The organism is Vogesella urethralis, from assembly GCF_007644045.2.
Classification (GTDB): Bacteria; Pseudomonadota; Gammaproteobacteria; order Burkholderiales; family Chromobacteriaceae; genus Vogesella; species Vogesella urethralis.
Window position 1 is genome coordinate 58,777 of the sequence record NZ_VMDW02000098.1, and the last position, 23,866, is coordinate 82,642.

The following is a 23,866-nucleotide window of genomic DNA, read 5'->3' on the forward strand; positions in this document are numbered from 1 at the left end:
TGTGTCTGCTGCCAACCCGTGGCGCAGCTTATTCGTCGTCGTTGTCGTTGCGCAGCCGTTTTTGCCTCAGGCTGCGTTTGGCTTTTTCCAGTTGCGTGGCGAGGCCAGGGCCGCGTTTGAGCGCCACGCCCACGGTGAGGATGTCGATCAGCACCAGGTGCAGGATGCGGCTGAGCATCGGGCTGTAGGTTTCGTTGTCTTCCGGTGAGTCCACTTCCAGCGTCACGGTGGCGCGTTCGGCCAGCGGCGTGCCCGGCACGGTGATGGCAATCACCTTGGCGCCGCTTTCCAGCGCGGCGTTGACGGCGTCCATCAGCTCGCGCGAGCGGCCGGAGCTGGAAATGGCCACCAGCACGTCGTCCGGCGTCAGCAGCGTGGCGGCCATGATCTGGATGTGGCTGTCGGCATACGCCACGGTGGGGATGCCGAAGCGGAAGAACTTGTGCTGAGCGTCGGCGGCGATGATGCCGGAGTTGCCCAGGCCGTAAAACTCGATGCGGCGGGCGTGCGACAGCAGGTTGACGGCGGCGTCCACCGCTTGCGGGTTGACGTCGTTACGGCACTTCAGCAGCGCGGTGACGGTGTTGTCGAACACCTTGGCGGTGATCTCCGACACCGGGTCTTCCGGGCGCACGCTGGAGTGCACGTAGGGTACGCCGCCTACCAGGGTGCCGGCCAGCTTCAGCTTGAAGTCGGACAGGCCGGAAAAACCCATGCTGCGGCAGAAGCGGATCACCGTCGGCTGGCTGACGCCGGCGCTGGCGGCGATGTCGGACACCGCCGATTGCATGACGGTATACGGTTGCGCCAGTACCTGCTCGGCCACCCGGCGCTCGGCGCCGGACAGCTTGTCCAGCTCGCTGCGGATTTTCTCAAGCATCGTGCTCTCCCAGATGGCTGCGCAGCGCGGCGCGCACGCCAACCAGCGCAGGGTAGGGGCTGTGAATCACGTATACCGGCATGGCGCCGGTGTAGCCGGCAAAGCGGCCGGTGGCTTCGAAGCGGGCGCGGAAGGCGGAGCGGGCAAAGAAGTCGCCCAGGCGCGGTACCACGCCGCCGCCGATGTACACGCCACCGACAGCGCCCAGCGTCAGCGCCAGGTTGGCCGCCGCGGTGCCCAGCATGGCGCAGAACAGTTCCAGCACGCGCACGCAGCGCGCATCGCGGCCGGACAGGCCGCGTTCGCTGATCTGCGCTGCCGACAGCTGGCCTGCGGCTTCGCCAGCCTGCACGCTCAGTGCGTCGTGGATCAGCTCCAGGCCGGGGCCGGACAGCAAACGCTCGGCCGAGACATGCTCGCCAAAGCGGGTTTGCGCGTAGCGCAGTAGCGCGGCTTCGTCGTCGTCCAGCGGCGAAAACGCCACGTGGCCGCCTTCGCCGGCGATGGCCACCCAGTCGCCGCCTGCCGGCAGCAGGCCGGACACGCCCAGGCCGGTGCCGGCACCGATCAGCGCCTTGGCGCCCGGCTTGGCGTCGCCGCCGCCCACTTGTACCAGCTCGTCGGCCGGCAGGTGCGGTAGCGACAGCGCCAGCGCGGTGAAGTCGTTCAGCACCAGCAGGGTGTGGAAGCCCAGCGCCTGGCGCGTTTCCTCGATCGAGAACGACCAGTGGTGGTTGGTCATCTGCACGCGGTCGCCGTTAACCGGGTTGGCAATACCAATGGCGGCGTGGTGCACGGCGCGGGTGTGCGCGTTTTCCAGGTAGCTGCGCATGGCGTCGGCCAGCGTGGCGTAGTCCTTGCACGGCAGCACGTCGATGTCTTCGATGACGCCCGGCGCGGTTTCCAGGGCAAAACGGGCGTTGGTGCCGCCGATGTCGGCCAGCAGGCGCGGGAAGGGATTAGGCTGCCCAGTAGACATGAAGCGGTTTCTCCGAAGGCTGCAGCAGGTAGCTGATGGGGTAGGTGGCGTCCACGGCTTGCGCGGCGGTGTCGAGCACGGTGCGTTTGCCGGCGCCGGCAATGGCCAGGTACAGCTTGCCGCTGCGTTGCAGTTCGGCCAGCGTCATGCTGATGCGGCGGTGCGGTGCCGCCGGCGGCACGATGCCGATCAGCGCCTGCGGGTTGGCCGCATCCAGGCCTTCCGCCAGGTTATCGGCAGCCGGGAACAGCGACGCAGTGTGGCCGTCGTCGCCCATGCCCAGCACCACCACGTCCGGCGTTTGCCACAGCGTTTGTGCCGTGGCCAGCTCTTGCTCGGGGTTGGCCGCGGTGTTCACCAGCGGCAGGAAGGCGGCGGCGGCGGCCGGGCCTTGCAGCAGGTACTGGCGTACCAGGCCGGCGTTGCTGTCGGCGTGCTCGGGCGGCACCACGCGCTCGTCTACCAGCGTGATGGTCACGCGCTGCCAGTCCAGCGCCGTCTGCGCCAGCGCCTGGAAGAACGGTACCGGCGAGCGGCCGCCGGACACGGCCAGCGTGGCGCGGCCGCGGCTGTCGATGGCGGCGGCCAGGTCGGCAGCTACCGCTTGGGCCAGGGCCGCGCTCGCGTCGGCGGCCTGGGAAAATTCATTCAGATGCATCTCTGTATCGTCCATGCAGGGGTCGTCTTGCGGCGACCTGATCGGCCCGGTGGGCCGGGCTCGACAGTGTTGTCGGCCACCGCCCTGCGCAAAGGTGGGGCAGGGTGGTGGCCGCGTTGCTACCCGGTGCTGCCGGGTGCCAGGTTGGCCGCAACGCGGGGGCGGGCCAGCCTTATATCGTGATTAACACTCTTCGTGCCAGCTGATGCCGTCACGGCTGAGCAGCGCACTGGAGGCGGCGGGGCCCCAGGTACCGGCGGTGTACTGCTTGGGTGGAATGGTGCTGCGCGCCCAATTGTCCATGATGGGTTCTACCCAGCGCCAGGCTTCCACCAGCTCGTCGCGGCGCATGAACAGCGCCAGCTTGCCACGGATCACGTCCAGCAGCAGGCGCTCGTAAGCGTCGGCACGGCGGGCTTTGAACGATTCGTGGAAGTCCAGGTTCAGGTGTACCGGCTGCAGGCGCTGGGTGTCGCCCGGCTCCTTGGACAGGAAGTACAAGCGGATGCTTTCTTCCGGTTGCAGGCGGATCACCATGCGGTTGGCGATGTTCTGGCCGGTGGGGTTGGCGTACAGGTGGTGCGGCACGTCGCGGAAATTGATGACGATCTCGGCCAGACGTTCCTGCATGCGCTTGCCGGTGCGCAGGAAGAACGGCACGCCGGACCAGCGCCAGTTGTCGATCTCGGCCTTGATGGCGACGAAGGTTTCGGTCTGGCTGCCGGCCGGAATGCCCTGCTCCTGCAGGTAGCCGATCACCGGCTGGCCAGCTACGGCGCCGGCCTTGTACTGGCCGCGCACGGTCTTGTTGGCCACGTCCTGCTCGCCGAACGGGCGCAGCGCTTTCAGTACCTTGAGTTTTTCGTCGCGGACCGCGTCGGCGCCCAGGTTGGCCGGCGGCTCCATCGCCACGATACAGAGCAGCTGCAGCAGGTGGTTTTGCACCATGTCGCGCAGCGCGCCGGTGCTGTCGTAAAAGTCGCCACGGGTGCCGACGCCCAGGTCTTCCGAGATGGTGATCTGCACGTCGTGAATCCACTCGCGGCGCCACAGCGGCTCGAACAGCGCGTTGGCAAAGCGGATGGCCAGCAGGTTCTGTACCGACTCCTTACCCAGGTAGTGGTCGATACGGTACAGCTGCTCTTCCTTGAAGTGGCGGGCGACGGCTTCGTTGATCTCGTTGGACGATTCCAGGTCGTGGCCCAGCGGTTTTTCCAGCACCACACGCACCTTGTCGTGGTTCAGGCCGACGGCGGCGAGGTTGTCGCAGATGCCTTCAAACAGGTCGGGCGCGGTGGCCAGGTAGCAGACGGTGACGCGGTCGCCGCCGGCTTTTACCGCCTCGGCCAGCGCCGGGTAGTGTTCCGGGGTGGCAGCGTCTACCTTGAGGTATTGCACCCGTGCCAGGAAGCTGTTCCAGTGTTCGGTGGAGAAGTGCTCCTTCACGTGTACGCGCGCGTTCTTTTCTACCATGGCCAAGTAGTCTTCCCGGCTCATGTCGCGGCGGCCCAGCGCCAGGATACGGCCTTCTTCGTGCAGCAGGCCGGCGGCGTGGGCCTGGTAAAGCGACGGCAGCAGCTTGCGCATCACCAAGTCGCCGGTGCCCCCGAACAGCACCATATCGAAGGCCGGGGTGTGCAGGTTTGCGTTCTCCATCCTGATTGTTCTCGCACAAGGTTGTGATGTAGTTATATTACCAAACAAGCCCCACTTGTCTATGTCGATTATTCAGGCCATGCCGTTGCCTGGTGGCGTGTTGTTGGCGGCCAACAAACCTTCAAATAATTGATTTGTAATGTTTTTTTGGCAAATTTTGCCATTGGCGTCAGCTTTTTGTGGTGTAGCGCCTTGCAAACAGACTGTAGTAAAACTACCATTCGATCACCTCCATCAGGGTCGATACCAATGAGTCTGCATCCCGTACTGCACGCTGTTACCCAGCGCATCATCGAACGCAGCCGCGACACCCGCGCGGCCTACCTGGCGACGGCCCGCGCTGCGATGCGCCAGGGCAAGGTCGAGCGTTCCCAGCTGTCCTGTACCAACCTGGCCCACGCGTTCGCCGCCATGCCGGACGGGATCAAGATCCACCTGAAAGAGGCGGCCCGCCCCAACCTGGCCATCGTGTCCGCTTACAACGACATGTTGTCGGCGCACCAGCCGCTGGAAACCTTCCCCGCCATCATCAAGGCCGAGGCCTTGAAAGTGGGCGCTACCGCCCAGTTTGCCGGCGGCGTGCCGGCGATGTGCGACGGCGTGACCCAGGGCTTCGAGGGCATGGAGCTCAGTTTGTTCTCGCGCGACGTGATTGCCATGAGCACCGCCATCGCGCTGAGCCACCAGATGTTCGACGCCGCGCTGTACCTGGGCGTGTGCGACAAGATCGTGCCCGGCCTGTTGATCGGCGCGCTGGCTTTCGGCCACCTGCCGGCGGTGTTTGTACCGGCCGGCCCGATGACCACCGGCATCGCCAACGACGAAAAAGCCAAGGTGCGCCAGCTGTACGCCGAAGGCAAGGTTGGCCGCGACGCGCTGCTGGAGTCCGAAATGGCCTCCTATCACGGCCCGGGCACCTGCACCTTCTACGGCACCGCCAACAGTAACCAGATGCTGATGGAAGTGATGGGCCTGCACCTGCCGGGCGCCGCCTTCGTCAACCCGAATACCCCGCTGCGCGACGCGCTGACGCGCCGCGCCGCCCGTGTGGCTGCCGAGATCTCGGCCCAGGGCAGCCGCTTTACCCCGATTTGCGAGGTGATCGACGAGAAAGCCATCGTCAACGGCATCGTCGGCCTGCTGGCTACCGGCGGCTCCACCAACCACACCCTGCATATCAATGCCATCGCCCGCGCGGCCGGCATCAATGTGAACTGGGACGATTTCGACGAGCTGTCCGCCGTGGTGCCGCTGATTGTGCGCGCCTACCCCAACGGCAAGGCCGACGTGAACCACTTCCATGCCGCTGGCGGCATGGGCTTTGTGATTCGCGAACTGCTGGATGCGGGCCTGCTGCACGACGACGTCACCACCATCATGGGCCACGGCCTGCGTGCGCACAGCCAGGAAGCCTGGCTGCAAGACGACGAGGCCGCATTCCGCGACGCGCCGGCGGTGTCCGGCGACGACGGCGTGCTGCGCCCGGCAGCCAACCCGTTCTCCGCCGACGGCGGCCTGAAGGTGCTGACCGGCAATATCGGCCGCGCCGTGATCAAGGTGTCGGCAGTGAAGACCGAGCACCGCGTGGTGGAAGCACCGGCGGTGGTATTCCACGACCAGAACGAACTGCTGGCGGCGTTCAAGCGTGGCGAGCTGGAAAAAGACTTTGTGGCGGTCATCCGCTTCCAGGGCCCGCGCGCCAACGGCATGCCGGAACTGCACAAGCTGACGCCGCCGCTGGGCGTGCTGCAGGAGCGCGGCTTCAAGGTGGCACTGGTGACCGATGGCCGCATGTCCGGCGCGTCCGGCAAGGTGCCGGCCGCCATCCACGTGTCGCCGGAAGCGCTGCTGGGCGGTGACATCGGCAAAGTACGCAATGGCGACCTGGTACGCCTGGACGCCAACACCGGCGAGCTGAGCATCCTGGTGGACGCGGCCGAATGGGCAGCGCGCGAGCACGTACAGATTGACCTCAGCGCCAACCAGCACGGCGTCGGCCGCGACCTGTTCGCCGGCTTCCGCCAACTGGCCACCGCCGCCGAAGACGGCGCGATGAGCTTTGCCCACCCGCTGTGGGCGGGCCGCTAAGCGCCTGCGCCCGCTGCCGTGTGGCGGTGGGCTATAAAAACTGCATCGATCATTGACCGGGTTGGCCGCGGCCAACCCCTGCAAAGGACACACAATGGACGCACTGTCTCTGCTTCGCCAAGGCCCGGTAGTACCGGTTATCGTGGTTAACGACGCCGCCGTGGCGGTAGACCTGGCGCATGCGCTGGTTGCCGGCGGCATCCGCACGCTGGAAATCACGCTGCGTACCAAGGCAGCGCTGGCCGCCATGCGTCGCATCCGTGACGAGGTGCCGGACGCGCTGGTAGGTGCTGGTACCGTACGTACCCGTGCCCATCTGGAGGCGGCGCTGGACGCCGGCGCCCAGTTCGGCATCAGCCCGGGCCTGACCGCCGAGCTGGCCGCTGCCGCCCGCGCCTCGGGCGTACCGTTCATCCCCGGTATTGCCACCCCGTCCGAAGCCATGCACGCGCAGGACGAGGGCTTCAACATCCTGAAACTGTTCCCGGCCGAAGCCGTTGGCGGCGTGAAGCTGCTGAAATCGCTGGCCGGCCCGCTGCCGGAGCTGCGTTTCTGCCCCACCGGTGGCATCGACGTGAACAGCGCCCCCAACTACCTGGCACTGCCCAATGTGCTGGCGGTGGGCGGTAGCTGGCTGACCCCGGACGACGCCATCGCGGCGCAGGACTGGGACCGCATCACCGCACTGGCCCGCGCGGCCAGTGCGCTGGCGGTACGCTAAGGCCCCAGGGCCGTGCCATCCGGTTGCCGGTGCCCTCGCGGGCCTGTGGCGGCAACGGGGCGGGAACACGCGGCCGCAAGGTGAGGGGTACCCCGTGATCGCTGCCGGTCGTTGCGACGCGACCGGCGGGCTGTAGTTTGTTGCTTTCTTGTAGCGCTCTGCCGATTCTCCCCGGCAGAGCGTTTTTTTATCCTGAATATATGCGGTGAAAATATGTACTGGTAACGGTAGAATTGCAGCCATTTGTTTAATTCTTCATTTTCTGATGTCTGAATTGCCGCGCATTCATGGCGATGGCAGGGCATTAGGTGGCGACGGGGCAATTTTATGACGATTCTGGTAACCGGCGGTGCCGGCTTCATTGGTGGCAACTTCGTACTGGACTGGTTGGCCGCACACGATGAAACCGTGGTCAACCTGGACAAGCTGACCTACGCGGGTAATCTGCAAACGCTGTCCAGCCTGCAGCACGACCCGCGCCACGTGTTCGTACACGGCGACATCGGCGACCGTGAGCAGGTAGCCGGCTTGCTGGCGCAGTACCAGCCGCGCGCGGTGCTGAACTTTGCCGCCGAAAGCCATGTGGACCGCTCCATTCACGGCCCGGGGGACTTCATTCATACCAACGTGCTGGGCACCTTCAATTTGCTGGAAGCCGTGCGCGGCTACTGGGACGCGCTGCCGGCAGAGGCCAAGGCTGCGTTCCGCTTCCTGCATGTGTCTACCGACGAAGTGTACGGCACGCTGTCGCCGCAAGACCCGCCGTTTGCCGAAGACAACCGTTACGAGCCCAACAGCCCGTACTCGGCCAGCAAGGCCGCCAGTGACCATCTGGTGCGCGCCTGGCACCATACCTACGGCCTGCCGGTGCTCACCACCAATTGCAGCAACAACTACGGGCCTTACCACTTCCCCGAGAAGCTGATTCCGCTGGTCATCCTCAATGCGCTGGCCGGCAAGCCGCTGCCGATTTACGGCGATGGCCAGCAGGTGCGCGACTGGTTGTACGTGAAGGACCACTGCAGCGCCATCCGCCGCGTGCTGGACGCCGGGCAGTTGGGCGAGACCTACAACGTCGGTGGCTGGAACGAAAAAGCCAACCTCGACGTGGTGCACACCATCTGCACGCTGCTGGACGAGCTGCGCCCGCGCGCCGACGGCCAGTCTTACGCCAGCCAGATCACCTTCGTGCAAGATCGCCCCGGTCACGACCGCCGCTACGCCATCGACGCGCGCAAACTGGAACGCGAGCTGGGCTGGAAGCCGGCCGAAACCTTCGATAGCGGCATTCGCAAGACGGTGCAGTGGTACCTCGACAATCAGGACTGGGTGGCCGGCGTCACCAGCGGCAGCTACCGTGACTGGCTGCAGCAGCAGTACGGTGCCTGAGCATGACGACGCGCATCCTGATTACCGGTAGCAGTGGCCAAGTCGGTTTCGAACTGAAGCGCTCGCTGGCGCTGCACGGCGAGCTGATCTGTCCGCTGCGAGCCGAGTTCGACCTGTCGCAGCCGGCCAGTCTCGCCGCCGCGCTGGATGCCTGGCAGCCTGACATCATCGTCAACCCGGCGGCGTACACCGCCGTCGACAAGGCCGAAGACGAGCCGGCGCTGGCGCAGGCCATCAATGCCGACGCGGTGGCGGTGATGGCGCAGTGGGCAGCGGCACACGACGCGCTGCTGCTGCATTACTCCACCGATTACGTGTTTGACGGTAACAAGCCAGGTGCGTGGCACGAAGACGATGCGGCCAAGCCGCAGTCGGTGTACGGCAGCAGCAAATGGCAGGGCGAGCAGGCCATCCGCGCCAGCGGTTGCCGCCATTTCATCCTGCGTACCTCGTGGGTGGCCGGCGTCTACGGTCAGAACTTCCTGAAAACCATGCTGCGGCTGGCGGCCAGCCGCGACAGTCTGTCTGTGGTGGCCGACCAGTTCGGTGCGCCGACGCCAGCCAGCCTGCTGGCCGACGTGGCGGCCAACCTGGTGCAGCGTACCCGCAGCTTGGCAGACCAGCCTTACGGCACCTACCACGTGGCGGCGCAAGGGTGCACCAGCTGGCACGAATACGCCAGTTACGTGATCGACTTGGCGCGCGAAGCCGGCTGGCCGCTGCAGTTGGCCGCCGCGCCGCAAGCCATCCCTAGCAGTGCCTACCCGCAGAAAGCCTGCCGCCCGGCCAACTCGCAGCTGGATTGCAGCAAACTGATGCAGACTTTCGACCTGCAATTGCCGCACTGGCAGCAGGCGGTGAAACAGATCTTCGATACGATGGATAACCTCAAATGAGCACAAAAGCACGCAAGGGCATTATTCTGGCCGGTGGTTCCGGTACCCGGCTGTACCCGGCTACGCTGGCGGTCAGTAAGCAACTGCTGCCGATCTACGACAAGCCGATGATCTACTACCCGCTCAGCACGCTGATGCTGGCCGGTATACGCGAGATTCTCATCATTTCCACACCGCAGGACACGCCGCGCTTCCAGCAGTTGCTGGGCGACGGCAGCCAGTGGGGCATCCGTCTCGAGTACACGGTGCAACCCAGCCCGGATGGCCTGGCGCAGGCCTTTATCCTGGGCGAGGCCTTCCTCGACGGCGCACCATCGGCCTTGGTGTTGGGTGACAACATTTTCTATGGCAGTGAGTTCCAGCGATTACTGAAAGACGCTAATACAAGAGTAGATGGGGCATCTGTGTTCGCTTATCACGTCCATGATCCTGAGCGTTACGGTGTTGTTGAGTTTGATGCCGCCGGGCGTGCCATCAGTATCGAGGAAAAACCGGGACAGCCGAAGTCCAGCTATGCCGTGACCGGGCTGTACTTTTACGATGAGCAGGTCGTCGATATCGCCAAGGCCATCAAACCGTCCCCCCGTGGTGAACTGGAAATTACCGACGTCAACGCCACCTACCTGGCGCAAGGCACGCTCAATGTGCAGACCATGGGTCGCGGCTATGCTTGGCTGGATACTGGTACTCACGAGTCGATGTTGGAAGCCAGCCAGTTCATCGCCACCGTGGAAAATCGTCAGGGGCTGAAAGTGGCTTGTCCGGAAGAGATTGCCTTCAACGCTGGGTGGATTGATGCTATTCAGCTTGAGAAGCTGGCCACACCGTTGAAGAAAAATGCTTATGGCAAGTACTTGCTGGCGATGCTGTGATTAAGCGCAACGTTAAGTGTAGTTGTTGCTTATAGTTTGTCTCAGGTAGCGGTATAGGCTGCTGTTGGATTTCTTGGTCGCGCCATGCATATCATTGATACAGTTATTGCCGACGTCAAAATCATCGAGCCCACCGTATTTGGTGACGAGCGCGGTTTTTTTTACGAGAGCTTCAGCCAGCGCCTGTTCGACGAGGCGGTTGGGTACCACGTGGCCTTCGTCCAGGACAACCACAGTCGGTCGGTACGCGGCGTGCTGCGCGGCCTGCATTACCAGCTGCCGCCGTTTGCCCAGGGCAAGCTGGTACGCTGTACCGTGGGCGAGGTGTTCGACGTTGTCGTGGACATCCGCCGCAGTTCACCCACTTTCGGTCAGTGGGGCGGGCACGTGCTGTCTGCGGCCAACAAGCGTCAGTTGTGGATTCCGGCAGGTTTCGCCCACGGCTTTGTCACCCTCAGCGAACACGCCGAGTTCCTGTACAAGACCACGCAGTACTACGCGCCCAGCCACGACCGCGGCGTGTTGTGGAACGACCCGGCCATCGGCATTAGCTGGCCGGACGCCGGCACGCTGACGTTGTCGCCCAAAGACGCGCAACAGCCGCTGCTCGCCGCCGCCGAGCTGTTCGACTAGCCTCTCGTCGCGCCGCGCGTTTCCGGTTAAGGTGTCGGCCTGCCCCTGACGCAAGGACATGCAATGAAGCTGCTTGTAGCCGAAGACGACACCGTCCTGGCCGATGCGCTGCTGACGCGGCTGGATCGGCTGGGTTTTGCCACCACCCACGCACCGGATGGCCTGCAGGCGCAGCAACTGCTGCTGGCGGAGGCCTTCGACGCTGTCATTCTCGATATCGGCCTGCCCGGCCTGGACGGCTTGCAGGTGCTGCGCAACGTGCGCGTGCACAAGCCGGCGCTGCCCATCCTGATCCTCACCGCGCTGGACAGCATGGAAGACCGCGTTGCCGGCCTGGATGCCGGCGCCGACGACTACCTGGTCAAACCGTTCGAATTTCCCGAGCTGGAAGCGCGCATCCGCGCCTTGTTGCGTCGCCACCGCGTGGCCGAGGCGGTGCGGGATGAGCTGCACTTTGCCGGCCTGCGCCTGGACCGTGCCGGCCAGCGCGTGTGGGCCGGCGAGCAGGCGCTGGACCTGTCGGCGCGCGAGCTGCAGCTGATGGACATCCTGATGAGCAACGGCGAACGCGTGGTGACCAAGGAGCAGATCGCCGGCGAGTTGGCCGCAGACGGCGAAGAAGTGGGCGTCAACGCGGTGGAAGTCTACGTGCATCGCCTGCGCAAGAAGCTGGACGGCAGCGGCGTCGGCATCCGTGCCGTGCGCGGCCTCGGCTATTTGCTGGCCGCTACCGACGATCACTAAGCCGCCTGCCGCCGTGGCGGCCAACCCTGACGCTTGCGAGAATGCCCATGCCCCGTCGCCGTGAACTGTCGCTGCGCCGCCAGCTGCTGATGTGGCTGCTGCTGCCGCAACTGGTGTTGTGGCTGGCCGCCGCCTTTCTGGCCTACAACATGGCGCTGGCCTACACCAACGAGGTCATCGATCGCACGCTGGCCAAGTCCAGCAGCGCGCTGGCACGCCAGGTCAAACCGTTCGGCAACGGTTTTTATGTCGATTTCCCCAGCGCCGCCCGCGACATCTTGCAACAAGACCCGGACGATCGCGTTTACTACATGGTGAGTTCGCCACCGGAAGCCTTCCTGCTGGGCGAGCCGGCCATGCCGCGCCCGCCGGCCGGCACCCCGGCCAAGGCTGGTGACAGTTTTTTCTACAACGCGCGCATGAAAGGCAAGGAAGTACGCGTCGCCGCCCAGTACCTGATGGCCGGCACCGCCGAGCGGCCGCAGCTGATGCTGGTGCAAGTGGCCAAAAGCCGGGCGCTGAACGCCGAGCTGGCGCGCAAGATCCTGGTCGACATGGGCCTGCCGTTGCTGGGCATGATGCTGCTGACCAGCGTGTTGGTGTGGGCCGGTATCAGCCGTGGCCTGTCGCCGCTGCGCAGCCTGCGGCGGCGGGTAGAAGACCGCAGCGCCCGTGATCTGGCCCCCATCGAAGTAGACAACGCGCCCAACGAAGTACGGTCGCTGACTGCGGCCATCAATGCGCTGCTGGGCGAGGTACACGGCCAGGTGGCGCAGCAGCGCCGCTTTATTGCCGACGCCGCCCACCAGTTGCGCACGCCGCTGGCCGGCCTGAAGTCGCAAACCGAGCTGGTGCGCGCCGAACTGCGCGAAGCGCAGCCTGATCTGCCACGGGTCAGCCGCCAGCTGGCGCAGGTGGAAACCAGCGTCGCGCGCTCGATCCGGCTGGTGAACCAGCTGCTGGCGCTGGCCCGTGCCGAGCCGGAAGCCGGCCTGAACCTGCTGCCATTGGACTTTGCCCAACTGGTACGTGACGTCACCACCGAAGCGGTGCCGCGTGCGTTGAGCGCGCGTATCGACCTGGGGCTGGAGGCGGAAGCGGGCGCCATGGTGGTCAGTGGCCACGCCGGCCTGCTGCGCGAACTGCTGGCCAACCTGCTGGACAATGCCATCCAGTACACGCCAGCCGGGGGCGAGGTAACCGTGTTGCTGCAGCGCCGCGGCCACAGCCTGCTGCTGACCGTACGCGATAACGGCCCCGGCATCCCCGCCACCGAGCGCGAGCGCGTGTTCGAGCGCTTCTACCGTGGCAGCGCCGAAGGCAAGGGCAAGGGCTGCGGCCTGGGCTTGGCCATCGTGCAGGAGATCGCCCGCCGTCACGGCAGCAGCCTGCAATTGACCGACACCCCGGGCGGCGGCCTCAGCGCCGTGCTGCAACTGGCCTTGCTGCCGGACTAAGGCCCCCCATAACGGGGCATCGTCGTGTAGTTGCGACATTACAGCGCGCCGCAATGGTGCGCTGCCACATTGCTTGCATGCCTTGTATCTGCTTGATTCAGCTGGATGTCATGTTGTGCTGCGGGCCAGGGTGGTGCAAAACTTACGCCTTCTTCACTTAAAACTTACACAACACTTACAGCTTGCGGCTATAGTTCAGCCAACTGCAGCGGCGCCAGGAGAGTGGCGCCCGTAGTTGACCACACAGAGCCGCCGGCAACCCTCAACAGCACGGCGGACAGATGCGACACAAACACGGAGATAAACATGAAGCTGAAGCGCCTGACCGCGGCCGTTCTCGCCGCCTCCCTGCTGCCCGCCGCTGCCTTTGCCGGTGACGTTGAAGTCCTGCACTGGTGGACTTCCGGTGGTGAGGCCAAATCCGCTGCCGAACTGAAAAAGATGATGACCGGCAAGGGTCACACCTGGAAAGATTTCGCCGTAGCCGGTGGTGGTGGTGACAACGCCATGACCGCGCTGAAAACCCGTGTTGTGTCCGGCAACCCGCCGACCGCCGCCCAGATCAAGGGCCCGGCCATCCAGGAATGGGGTGCCGAAGGCGTGCTGGCTGATATCGATGCCGTGGCCAAAGCCGGCAACTGGGACAAACAGCTGCCCACCGTGGTCAGCAACGTGATGAAATACAAAGGCAAGTACGTGGCCGCCCCGGTGAACGTACACCGTGTGAACTGGCTGTGGGTGAACCCGGAAGCGTTCAAGAAAGCCGGCGCTACCGTACCGAAAACCTGGCCGGAATTCTTTGCTGCCGCCGACAAGCTGCAAAAAGCCGGCATCCAGCCGATCGCTCACGGTGGCCAGCCGTGGCAAGACGCCACCCTGTTTGAATCGGTGGCGCTGGGTGTAGGCGGTGCCGACTACTACAACAAGGCCTTCGTGAAACTGGACAAAGCCACCGTGGGTGGCGCGACCACCGTCAAGGTGTTCGAGACCATGGCCAAGATCAAGACCTACATCGACAAGGGCGCCGCTGGCCGCGACTGGAACCTGGCCACCGCCATGGTGATCAACGGCAAGGCCGGCATGCAGTTCATGGGTGACTGGGCCAAGGGCGAGTTCACCGCCGCTGGCAAGGTACCGGGCAAAGATTTCATCTGTACCGATGCCCCGGGCACCCAGAACGCCTTTACCTTCAACATCGACTCCATGGCCATGTTCCAGCAGAAGTCTCCGGCTGCGGTGAAAGCCCAGGCCGACCTGGCTGCCACCATCATGAGCCCGGCCTTCCAGGAAGTGTTCAACCTGAACAAGGGTTCCATCCCGGCGCGCCTGGATACCCCGATGGGCAAGTTTGACGACTGCGCCAAGAAGTCCAGCTTCGACATGAACGCAGCCGCCAAGAGCAACAAGCTGGTGCCCAGCTTCGCGCACAAGATGGCCATGCCGTCGGCTACCGAAGGTGCCATGGTGGACGTGATCTCCCAGTTCATGAACTCCAGCATGACCCCGGCCCAGGCTGCCGAGCGTCTGGCCAAGGCCAGCGCGGTACGCTAAGTGCCGCCACCCTGCCGCCGGTGCGGCAGGGTGTTGCCTGAACCGTGTCACGACAGGCCGCCTGGCGGCCTGTAACCCGCCCCCCATGTCCGTCGTCCGTCCCGTCATGCTGCATGCTTGCGGCAGGGCGGTGTGTTGCCGGCTGCCGGGCAAGCGGGCGTGTTTTCCCTAAACGAGACAGCAAGGAATCACACATGTCTGCCTCCGCATCGCAAGGCCGTCTCAGTGCACTGGCCGACCGCTGGCTGCCCAAGCTGGTGTTGTCGCCCACGTTGCTGGCGAGCCTGGTGTTCGTCTACGGCTTTATCGCCTTTACCGGCTGGCTATCCTTTACCGAATCCCGCCTGATGCCCCGCTTCGAGTGGGCCGGGCCGGTGCAATACCAAGCGCTGTTCGAAAACGAGCGCTGGTGGACCGCTGCGGCCAACCTTGGCATCTTCGGCGGCCTGTTCATCCTGATCTGCCTGCTGGTAGGCCTGTTGATGGCCATCTTGCTGGACCAGAAAATCCGCGCCGAAGGCGCACTGCGCACCATCTACCTGTACCCGATGGCGCTGTCCTTCGTGGTGACCGGTACCGCCTGGAAGTGGATGCTGAACCCGGACATGGGCCTGCAAAAGGTGATGAACGACCTGGGTTTTGCCAACTTCACTTTCGACTGGCTGGTGAACCCCGACATGGCCATCTACACCGTGGTGATTGCCGGTGTGTGGCAGAGCTCGGGCTTCGTGATGGCGCTGTTCCTGGCCGGCCTGCGCGGCATTGACGACTCGATCATCAAGGCCGCCCAGGTGGATGGCGCCAGCCTGCCCACCATCTACCGCCGCATCCTGATCCCCAGCCTGCGCCCGGTGTTCTTCAGCGTGCTGCTGATCCTGTCGCACATCGCCATCAAGAGCTTCGACCTGGTGATGGCGCTGACCGGTGGTGGCCCGGGTACCTCGTCCGACGTGCCGGCCATCTTCATGTACCAGTTTGCCTTTACCCGTGGCCAGCTGGGCCAGGGTGCCGCCTCGGCTATGATGATGCTGTTCACCATCGTCGCAGTATTGGTCCCGCTGATGTATCTGGAAACAAGGAGTGCCAAACGTGTTTAAGAACCTCACCGTTGGCCGCGCGCTGGTGTATGCCGCGCTGCTCCTGATGGCCATTTACTACCTGCTGCCGCTGTACGTGATGCTGACCACCTCGTTCAAGAGCCTGGACGACATCCGCGCCGGCAACATGCTGTCGCTGCCGCAAGCGTGGGAAGGCGGTGCCTGGGCCAAAGCCTGGGCCACGGCCTGCACCGGCGTGGAGTGCAACGGCATGCAGGGCTTCTTCTGGAACTCGCTGAAGATGACCGTGCCGGCAGTGCTGATCTCCACCCTGATCGGTGCCGTCAACGGCTACGTGGTGTCGATGTGGCGCTTTCGCGGGTCTGATGCGCTGTTCACCATGCTTCTGGTGGGCTGCTTCATCCCGTTCCAGGTGGTGCTGCTGCCAATGGCGCAACTGCTGGGTACCCTCGGCATCGCCAACACCACTACCGGCCTGGTGCTGGTGCACGTGGTGTACGGTACCGCGTTTACCACGCTGTTCTTCCGTAACTTCTACATCACCGTGCCGGACGAGCTGGTGAAGGCGGCGCGCATCGACGGCGCCGGCTTCTGGACCATCTTCCTGCGCATCCTGCTGCCGATCTCGGGCCCCATCTTCGTGGTGTGCGTGATCTGGCAATTCACCCAGATCTGGAACGACTTCCTGTTTGGCGTGGTATTCGCCAGCGGCGAATCGCAGCCCATTACCGTGGCGCTGAACAATCTGGTGAACACCTCTACCGGGGTGAAGGAATACAACGTGGACATGGCCGCAGCCATCATTGCTGCGCTGCCGACTCTGTTTGTTTACATGGTTGCTGGCCGCTACTTCGTGCGTGGCCTGACAGCCGGTGCCGTGAAAGGTTAATGCGATGGCTGCACTTTCCATCAATAACGTCTGCAAGACTTACGCCAACGGCACCGACGTGCTGAAAGGCATCAATATCGCCATCGAAGACGGCCAGTTCCTGATTCTGGTGGGCCCGTCCGGCTGCGGCAAATCCACGCTGCTGAACATGATCGCCGGCCTCGACGACATCACCAGCGGTGATATCGAAATCGGCGGCAAACGCGTCAACGACCTGTCGCCGAAAGATCGCGACATCGCCATGGTGTTCCAGAGCTACGCGCTGTACCCGTCGATGACCGTGCGCCAGAACATCAGCTTCGGCCTGGAAATCCGCAAGGTGCCGCAGGCCGAGATCGACGCCACCGTAAACCGCGTGGCCGAGATGCTGCAGATCACCCACCTGCTGGACCGCAAGCCGGGCCAGATGTCCGGTGGCCAGCGTCAGCGCGTGGCCATGGGCCGTGCACTGGCCCGCAACCCGTCCATCTTCCTGTTCGACGAGCCGCTGTCCAACCTGGACGCCAAGCTGCGCGTGGAGATGCGTACCGAAATCAAGCTGATGCACCAGCGCCTGAAGTCCACCATCGTGTACGTGACCCACGACCAGATCGAGGCCATGACGCTGGGCGACAAGATCGCGGTGATGAAGGACGGCATTGTGCAGCAGTTCGGTAGCCCGCAAGACATCTACGACAACCCGGCCAACCTGTTTGTGGCCAGCTTCATCGGCTCGCCGTCGATGAACTTCATCCCGGCCACCGTCATCCAGACCGGCGACAGCATCGGCGTGAAGATCTGCGACGACAAAGGCTGCGTGGTGCTGCCGCTGCCGCACGACAAGACCAAGCTGGCGCAGTTTGTCGGCCAGGAAGTGATCTTCGGCATCCGCCCGGAGCAGATCACCGACGCCCGCACCGCGCACCGCGAAGGCCTGCCGGTGATGAGCTGCCACATCGACGTGATCGAGCCTACCGGCCCGGACACCCTGGTATTCGTGTCGCTGAACAACACCAAAGTGTGCTGCCGTACCCACCCCACCGAAGCCAAGCGCCCGGGGCAGAGCATGGACCTGGTGTTCGACGTGTCCAAGGCGGTGCTGTTCGACCCGAAAACCGAAGCTCGGATCGTGTAATGACGGCGCTGGGCAAGCAAGGGTTGGCCGCATCGGGGCCGCTGCTGTCACCGGTGGCGGCCGGCGTCTGGCGTCTGGACGAATGGGGATTTGACGACGCCGCGCTGGCCGCCTGGGTGGAGCACGCCCTGGCGCTGGGCATCACCACCTTCGACCACGCCGACCTGTACGGCGGCTTCACCTGTGAAGCGCTGTTCGGTCGCTGGCTGAAGGCCCACCCGTCGCGCCGCGATCAGCTGCAACTGGTCAGCAAGTGCGGCATCAAGCCGGCCATGGCCGAGCGCGGCTGGCAGGTGAAGCACTACGACACCTCGGCGGCGCACATCACCGCCAGTGTCGAGGCCTCGCTGCGCCACCTGGGCACCGACTACCTCGACCTGCTGCTGATCCACCGCCCCGACCCGCTACTGGAGGCGGATGACGTTGCCGACACCTTCCGCCGCCTGTTCGAGGCCGGCAAGGTGCGCCACTTCGGCGTGTCCAATTTCACGCCGTCGCAGTATGCGCTGCTGGCCAGCCGTTTCCCGCTGGTGACCAACCAGGTGGAAGCCTCGCTGCTGCACCTGGACCCGCTGTTCGACGGCACCTTTGATCAGTGCCAGCAGCTGCGGGTGCGCCCGATGCTGTGGTCGCCGCTGGCCGGTGGCCGCCTGCTGGATACCGCGGCCAACCCCGTGTTGCACGCTACCCTGCAGCAGGTGGCCGGCGCGCTGGACGTCAGCGTGGCCACGGTGGCGTTGGCCTGGCTGCTGCAGCACCCGTGCAAGCCGCTGCCCATCATCGGCTCGCGCCGTCTGGCTTCGCTGGACGAGGCGGCGGCGGCCTGCCGGCTGGAGCTTGATCGCCAGCAGTGGTTTGCGCTGTTGCAGGTGGCACTTGGCCGCGAGGTGGCCTGATTGTTCTGTTGTATCGTTGTGTTGTTGCGTTAGGCGGCCCCGCGTGGGCCGCTTTTTTTTATGGCGCTAGACAGCCGCCATGCCAGCCGCTTACGATGGCCCTTCCCCTGTGTCGGGGGAACGTCGCTCGGACGGTTCCGGGCGCTTACGTTGAAAGGTTTCCCATGTCGTCTACCGGCAAGCGCCGCTTTGCGCGCATCGATCGTCTCCCCCCTTACGTTTTCAACATTACCGCCGAACGCAAAATGGCTGCCCGCCGCCGTGGCGACGATATCGTCGACATGAGCATGGGCAACCCGGACGGGGCCACGCCGCCGCACATCGTGGCCAAGCTCACCGAAGCCGCGCAGCGGCCCGATACCCACGGTTACTCGGCGTCCAAGGGCATACCGCGCCTGCGCCGTGCCATCGCGCGCTGGTACCAGCAGCGCTACGCGGTGGATATCGACCCGGACAGCGAGGCCATCGTCACCATCGGCTCCAAGGAAGGCCTGGCGCACCTGATGCTGGCCACGCTGGACCGTGGCGACACCGTGCTGGTGCCGGACCCGAGCTACCCCATCCACATTTACGGCGCAGTGATCGCCGGCGCCGACATCCGCAGCGTGCCGATGGTGCCGGGGGTGGACTTCTTTGCCGAGCTGGAAAAAACCATTCGCGGCAGCTACCCCAAGCCCAAGATGATCGTCATCGGCTTCCCGTCCAACCCCACCGCGCAGTGCGTGGAGCTGGACTTCTTCGAGCGCGTGATCGCGCTGGCCAAGAAGCACGACATCTTCGTGGTACACGACCTGGCCTACGCCGACATCGTGTTCGACGGCTGGAAGGCGCCGTCCATCATGCAGGTGCCGGGCGCCAAGGACATCGCGGTGGAGTTCTTCACCCTGTCCAAGAGCTACAACATGGCCGGCTGGCGTATCGGCTTCATGGTGGGCAACCCCGACCTGGTGGCCGCGCTGGCGCGCATCAAGAGCTACCACGACTACGGCACCTTCACCCCGCTGCAGATTGCCGCCATCGCCGCGCTGGAAGGCGACCAGCAATGCGTGCTCGACATTGCCGCCACCTACCAGAAGCGCCGCGACGTGCTGTACAAGGGGCTGATGGAGGCGGGCTGGCAGGTGGACCTGCCCAAGGCGTCGATGTACATCTGGGCGCGCATTCCCGAGCACTATCGTGAGTTGGGCTCGCTGGCGTTTGCCAACCTGCTGCTGGACAAGGCCAAGGTGTCGGTGTCGCCTGGTGTGGGATTTGGCGACTACGGCGACGAGTACGTGCGCTTTGCGCTGATCGAGAACGAAAGCCGCATCCGCCAGGCCATCCGCGGCATCAAGGCCATGTTCCGCGTCGACGGTTTGTTGCCACCGGCTTGACCTGGCGCTGCCCGGCCAGGGCTAGGTAGTTGCCGCCAGTAAAACGCCGTCCTTCGGGGCGGCGTTGTCATGTCACCAGCTTGGCTGCGGCCAACGTTGGCCGCAGGCCTAGCCCTGGCGGTCGGCCGGGTGGTTGACGCCGTCGTTTACCGGAATATCGCCCAGCAGATAGGGGTTCACTCCGTCCAGGCAGCCGACGTTGTAGCCGTACTCGTCCGGGTGCGAGCGGCGCTGGTGGTGGGTGTAGATGCCGCATACCGAGCAGAAGTAGTGTTTGGCGGTATGGGTGTTGAACTGGTACAGCCGCAGCAGCTCGGCGCCTTGCTCGATGCGGATGCCGTCCAGCTTTACCGACGCCACGATGGCGCCCTTGCGGCGGCAGATCGAGCAGTCGCAGCGGCGCGGGCGTTCAATGCCGTTGGGCAGCGTCAGCGCCAGCACCACGCCGCCGCAGTGGCAGCGCGCGGTATGCACCGGCTGGATCTGGGTGTCGCCAACTTGCTTGATCATGTGCATTGCTCCGGTAGTCAGAACATCAGTGTCGTCTGCGGCCAATGTTGGCCGCCGGTTCAGAACAGCTGCGGCTGGGTGTCACCAAAGCGGCTGCGCTGTTCGTGCGCCAGCAGCCAGGCCTTGCGCTGCAGGCCGCCGCCATAGCCGGTAAGGCTGCCGTCTTTGCCGATGACGCGGTGGCAGGGCACGATGATGGCGACGCGGTTGGCACCGTTGGCGCCGGCGACGGCGCGGATGGCGGCCGGTTTGCCCAGGCGGTCGGCCTGCTGCTGGTAGCTGATGGTATCGCCGTAGGGAATGGTTTGCAGCGCTTGCCACACCTGCTGCTGGAAAGCCGTGCCGGGCAGGTGCAGCGCTACGTCGAAGCGCTGGCGGCTGCCGGCAAAATACTCGCCGATTTCGCGCTCGGTCTGGCGCGTGTGGTCGTTTTCGCCGGCCACGATGCGGCAGCCCAGCAGCCGTTGCAGGTCGGCAAACTCGCGTTCGTTACGCTGGCTGACGGCAAACTCCAGCAGGCAGACGCCCTGTTCGCTGGCGCAGACAAACATCGGCCCCAGCGGGCTGTGAAAACGGTGTAGCAGCAGGGCGGGTGGGGTCATGGCGATGGGCAGTCAGTCGGGGCAGGCGGCCAGTGTAACGCAGTGGCCGCCTGCCGTAGCCTGCCGTTTGGGCGGGCGTTTACTTCAGCCGGCGCGGGTTGCTGTTGCCCCATACCGTGTACAGGTCGGCCAGCAGCGCGCCGTTGATGTCTTCCATTTCGGTCTGGGTGATTTCGGCGTTGCCCTGCTTGCCGAACAGTACCACTTCGTCACCCGCTTTCACGCCGGGAATGTCGGTGACGTCCACCATGGTGGTGTTCATCGACACCTTGCCCACCACCGGCGCGCGCTGGCCGTTGACCAGCACATAGCCCTTGTTGGTGAACACGCGGCGGTAGCCGTCGGAATAGCCCAGCGGCAGGTTGGCCAGCAGGCTGTCGCGCTTGAGGGTGAAGGTGCGGTCGTAACCGACGGTATTGCCGGCCGGGTAGGCGTTGACGGCGGCGACGCGGGTTTTGAACGCCATCACGCGGCGGTATTCGGTGTAGCTGGGAAGGGTGTCACCGTATAGCAGGCCGCCGGGGCGCACCATGTCGAGGTGGCTTTCCGGCACTTCCAGCGTGGCGAAGGAGTTGGCCGCGTGCAGCGTCAGCTTGCTGCGGTCGAGGCCGGCATTGTCGATCAGCCACTGGCTTTGCTGCTTGAATGCGGCCAACCCTTTGCGTACGTCGTCGGCGTCTTCCACCGCAAAGTGGGTCATGATGCCCACCAGCTTCAGGCCGGGCTGTTTCACCAGCGCCAACGCGTCCTGACGGCCTTGTTCGGTGGCCATTTCCAGCCCGTTGCGGCTCATGCCCGACGAGTTCAGGCCCAGGTGGATGCGCAGCGTCCGGCCTTGCTGTTGCGCCAGCTGACCGGCGGCGCGGGCGTGCGCCAGGTTGCCTACCAGCTCTTCCATGTTGTAGCGCAGTGCGCCGCGGATTTCGGCCAGCGTGGCGGTGCGTACGCGCATCAGGCGGCCCTTGAAGCCTTTCTCGCGCACCACGCGGGCTTCTTCGTTGCTGGCCACCGCAATGCACGGCACGCCGCTGGCGATGACCGACGGCACCAGCAGCGCGATGCCGTGGCCGTAGGCGTCGGCCTTCATCACGGCGCAGATTTGCGATTTGCCGGCCAGGCGGGTTTGCAGCTGACGGATATTGTGCTCGAAGGCGGCTTTGTCGATTTCCACCCAGGCATTGCCGGCGGGGGCGGCGGCTTCGGTGCGGGCCGGGGCTACGGCATCCAGCAACGGGGCGGACAGGGCGGGCTGGGCGCCCAGTAGGGTGGCCAGGCTCAGGGCCAGCAGGCTACGACGGAATGGCATGTTTTCTCCTTTGCATGCGTCGCCACGCTTGTGTTTTACCGGCTGCGGGTAGCAGGCCGGGGCGATGCCAACATGCTATGCCATTGTGGATTGTGATGGTTATATGAATGCGACATGAATTTTTCACAAAGCCGCTTTTGTTTCTGCATTGTGCTAACCCCGATACAAACTGACAGTGGTTTGTCGGGCCGGCTGCGCTAGGCTTTGCTTACCGGCGCACCTGTCGTGCCGGACCAGTACGGAGGGTCACACCATGAGCGTTTCCGGCATTTCTTCCGCAGGCTCCACCATTGCTGCCGGTTACGGCAGCATCGGTACCGGGATCAGCAAGATTGCAGATGGCGCCACCGATATCGGCGGCGGCATCATGGACATCGGCAGTGGCATCGTCGATGGCATCGAGGAGGCGGGTGATACCGTTGTGGAGGCGTTTTCGGCCACGGGCGAAGCGATCCAGCAAGCGGTAGGCAGCGCCATCAACCTGGTTGTGTAGGACCTGTGCGGGCGTCGCGTACGCCTGTGCAGTGGCAGTAGCGTAGTAGCAAGCTGTGCTGAGTTGAGTTGTTATGTACCTTGGGCCGGTAGGCCGGCATCGTCATGCCCTTGGCGTGGTGGTGACCGGAAAATACCGGCTGTTTTTTTGCCATTCCTTGCCTAAGCTCACTGAGAGTCGCTAAGAAAACTGCGCGGCCGGGCAGGGTTAGCCCGGCGGTTTTGTTAGCGGCTTGTGTACGGGCACACCACGACAAGGAGACCCCAAATGCAAGTGGCAGAGCTATTCGACAAGGCATCCGGCAAGCTGCCGATGGTGCCCAAGGTAGTACAGGAGCTGATCGCCAGCTTCAATGACAAAAACATCAACATGGACGACGTGGCCGACAAGGTGGCCCACGATCAGGTACTGAGCGCCCGTGTCCTGCGGCTGGCCAATACCGCGCGCTTTGGCGGCAGCCGCAAGATCGGCTCGCTGGAAGACGCGGTGGTGATGCTGGGCTTCGATAACCTGCGCGTGCTGGTCATCGCCTCCGGTGTCAGCGGCGCCACGGCCAACATTCCCGGTTTCGACATGAAAAGCTTCTGGGGCCGCAGCTTCGAGATGGCCAATACCAGCAAGGCGCTGGCCAAGCTGGCGGGCCTGGAAACCCAGCTGGGCTATACCTGTGGCCTGATGTCCAATATCGGCGAGCTGGTGTTGCACGTGGCCGAGCCGGAAAAAGCGGTGCAGATCGACCGTGTGGTCGATGGCGGGGCCGACCGCCTGGCTACCGAGCGCATGGTGCTGGGCATGGATCTGACCGAAGTGGGCGCCGAGCTGGCCCGGCGCTGGAACTTCCCCGATGCCATCCAGGACGCCATCCGTAACCAGCACAATCTGGTGCCACCGGCCGATGCGTCGCCGTACGCGCTGCTGATCGGCCTGGCGTCGTACATCGTGGCCGGTTTCAACCGTGGCATGAGCGAGCAGGACATGCTGGAAACGGTACCGCAGCGTGTGGTGTCGGCGTTGAACATCAGCGCCGAGCAGCTGGAAGGCGCCATCGGCCACCTGAAGGAAATGAGCACCCAGATCGACAGCCTGCTGTAGGCGCTGTCC

The 23,866-nt window shown here is 64.4% G+C and carries 23 protein-coding genes; 16 read left to right on the forward strand and 7 right to left on the reverse strand.

Going from position 1 to position 23,866, the window contains the following annotated elements:
• Nucleotides 1–28: 28 nt before the first annotated feature.
• The 4 genes from hexR to zwf all read right to left on the reverse strand — a co-directional run bounded on the left by hexR (nt 29) and on the right by zwf (nt 4,173).
• A complete protein-coding gene (hexR, locus tag FLQ03_RS11665) occupies nt 29–880 on the reverse strand; it encodes a transcriptional regulator HexR (RefSeq protein WP_144370906.1) in 852 nt (283 codons plus the stop codon).
• Entirely contained in the window at nt 873–1,859 is a 987-nt protein-coding gene (locus FLQ03_RS11670) for a glucokinase (RefSeq protein ID WP_144370907.1), read from the reverse strand. Before FLQ03_RS11670 ends, hexR begins: the two co-directional genes overlap by 8 nt.
• Nucleotides 1,840–2,517 carry a 6-phosphogluconolactonase gene (pgl, locus tag FLQ03_RS11675; RefSeq protein ID WP_144370908.1) on the reverse strand — a complete coding sequence of 226 codons (678 nt, stop codon included), beginning with the start codon at nt 2,515–2,517 and terminating at the stop codon, nt 1,840–1,842. Before pgl ends, FLQ03_RS11670 begins: the two co-directional genes overlap by 20 nt.
• Nucleotides 2,518–2,700: 183 nt before the next feature.
• On the reverse strand, nt 2,701–4,173 hold the full coding sequence (zwf, locus tag FLQ03_RS11680) for a glucose-6-phosphate dehydrogenase (protein WP_144370909.1): 1,473 nt from the start codon (nt 4,171–4,173) through the stop codon (nt 2,701–2,703).
• Between the two features lie 249 nt (nt 4,174–4,422).
• Here zwf and edd point away from each other — a divergent pair, with 249 nt between their 5' ends.
• From edd to alaC, 14 genes are all read left to right on the forward strand, one after another.
• Nucleotides 4,423–6,261 (forward strand): phosphogluconate dehydratase, encoded by a 1,839-nt coding sequence (gene edd / locus FLQ03_RS11685; RefSeq protein WP_144370910.1) that lies wholly within the window; start codon nt 4,423–4,425, stop codon nt 6,259–6,261.
• A 94-nt stretch (nt 6,262–6,355) separates the two neighbouring features.
• Nucleotides 6,356–6,982, forward strand: a complete 627-nt coding sequence (gene eda / locus FLQ03_RS11690) for a bifunctional 4-hydroxy-2-oxoglutarate aldolase/2-dehydro-3-deoxy-phosphogluconate aldolase (RefSeq protein ID WP_144370911.1) — start codon at nt 6,356–6,358, stop codon at nt 6,980–6,982.
• A 327-nt stretch (nt 6,983–7,309) separates the two neighbouring features.
• Nucleotides 7,310–8,371 (forward strand): dTDP-glucose 4,6-dehydratase, encoded by a 1,062-nt coding sequence (rfbB, locus tag FLQ03_RS11695; protein WP_144370912.1) that lies wholly within the window; start codon nt 7,310–7,312, stop codon nt 8,369–8,371.
• Between the two features lie 2 nt (nt 8,372–8,373).
• Nucleotides 8,374–9,267, forward strand: a complete 894-nt coding sequence (gene rfbD / locus FLQ03_RS11700; RefSeq protein ID WP_144370913.1) for a dTDP-4-dehydrorhamnose reductase — start codon at nt 8,374–8,376, stop codon at nt 9,265–9,267.
• Nucleotides 9,264–10,139 (forward strand): glucose-1-phosphate thymidylyltransferase RfbA, encoded by an 876-nt coding sequence (rfbA, locus tag FLQ03_RS11705; RefSeq protein ID WP_144370914.1) that lies wholly within the window; start codon nt 9,264–9,266, stop codon nt 10,137–10,139. The genes rfbD and rfbA overlap by 4 nt, the downstream gene beginning before the upstream one ends.
• An 84-nt stretch (nt 10,140–10,223) precedes the next feature.
• Complete coding sequence (gene rfbC, locus FLQ03_RS11710) at nt 10,224–10,772, forward strand: dTDP-4-dehydrorhamnose 3,5-epimerase (protein WP_144370915.1); 549 nt, start codon at nt 10,224–10,226, stop codon at nt 10,770–10,772.
• Between the two features lie 63 nt (nt 10,773–10,835).
• Complete coding sequence (locus tag FLQ03_RS11715; protein ID WP_144370916.1) at nt 10,836–11,516, forward strand: response regulator transcription factor; 681 nt, start codon at nt 10,836–10,838, stop codon at nt 11,514–11,516.
• A 47-nt stretch (nt 11,517–11,563) separates the two neighbouring features.
• Nucleotides 11,564–12,973: a sensor histidine kinase gene (locus FLQ03_RS11720; RefSeq protein WP_144370917.1), complete on the forward strand. Its 1,410-nt coding sequence runs from the start codon at nt 11,564–11,566 to the stop codon at nt 12,971–12,973.
• Nucleotides 12,974–13,279: 306 nt separating this feature from the next.
• A complete protein-coding gene (locus tag FLQ03_RS11725; protein WP_144370918.1) occupies nt 13,280–14,524 on the forward strand; it encodes an ABC transporter substrate-binding protein in 1,245 nt (414 codons plus the stop codon).
• A 194-nt stretch (nt 14,525–14,718) separates the two neighbouring features.
• Complete coding sequence (locus FLQ03_RS11730; protein WP_144370919.1) at nt 14,719–15,621, forward strand: carbohydrate ABC transporter permease; 903 nt, start codon at nt 14,719–14,721, stop codon at nt 15,619–15,621.
• Nucleotides 15,614–16,471, forward strand: coding sequence for a carbohydrate ABC transporter permease (locus FLQ03_RS11735; protein ID WP_144370920.1), 858 nt, complete (start codon nt 15,614–15,616; stop codon nt 16,469–16,471). Before FLQ03_RS11730 ends, FLQ03_RS11735 begins: the two co-directional genes overlap by 8 nt.
• 4 nt (nt 16,472–16,475) lie before the next feature.
• Nucleotides 16,476–17,585, forward strand: coding sequence for an ABC transporter ATP-binding protein (locus FLQ03_RS11740; protein ID WP_144370921.1), 1,110 nt, complete (start codon nt 16,476–16,478; stop codon nt 17,583–17,585).
• Complete coding sequence (locus tag FLQ03_RS11745; RefSeq protein WP_144370922.1) at nt 17,585–18,481, forward strand: aldo/keto reductase; 897 nt, start codon at nt 17,585–17,587, stop codon at nt 18,479–18,481. The genes FLQ03_RS11740 and FLQ03_RS11745 overlap by 1 nt, the downstream gene beginning before the upstream one ends.
• Nucleotides 18,482–18,645: 164 nt before the next feature.
• Nucleotides 18,646–19,854, forward strand: coding sequence for an alanine transaminase (gene alaC / locus FLQ03_RS11750; RefSeq protein ID WP_144370923.1), 1,209 nt, complete (start codon nt 18,646–18,648; stop codon nt 19,852–19,854).
• 108 nt (nt 19,855–19,962) lie between these two features.
• On the opposite strand, the gene FLQ03_RS11755 is transcribed toward alaC, so the two are convergent.
• From FLQ03_RS11755 to alr, 3 genes are all read right to left on the reverse strand, one after another.
• Nucleotides 19,963–20,364: a GFA family protein gene (locus FLQ03_RS11755; protein ID WP_144370924.1), complete on the reverse strand. Its 402-nt coding sequence runs from the start codon at nt 20,362–20,364 to the stop codon at nt 19,963–19,965.
• Between the two features lie 59 nt (nt 20,365–20,423).
• Nucleotides 20,424–20,966, reverse strand: a complete 543-nt coding sequence (locus FLQ03_RS11760; protein ID WP_144370925.1) for a methylated-DNA--[protein]-cysteine S-methyltransferase — start codon at nt 20,964–20,966, stop codon at nt 20,424–20,426.
• 79 nt (nt 20,967–21,045) lie between these two features.
• On the reverse strand, nt 21,046–22,272 hold the full coding sequence (gene alr, locus FLQ03_RS11765) for an alanine racemase (protein WP_144370926.1): 1,227 nt from the start codon (nt 22,270–22,272) through the stop codon (nt 21,046–21,048).
• Between the two features lie 253 nt (nt 22,273–22,525).
• On the opposite strand from alr, the gene FLQ03_RS11770 reads away from it, so the two are divergent.
• Complete coding sequence (locus FLQ03_RS11770; RefSeq protein ID WP_144370927.1) at nt 22,526–22,765, forward strand: hypothetical protein; 240 nt, start codon at nt 22,526–22,528, stop codon at nt 22,763–22,765.
• Between the two features lie 267 nt (nt 22,766–23,032).
• Nucleotides 23,033–23,857, forward strand: coding sequence for an HDOD domain-containing protein (locus tag FLQ03_RS11775; RefSeq protein WP_144370928.1), 825 nt, complete (start codon nt 23,033–23,035; stop codon nt 23,855–23,857).
• Nucleotides 23,858–23,866 lie beyond the last annotated feature (9 nt).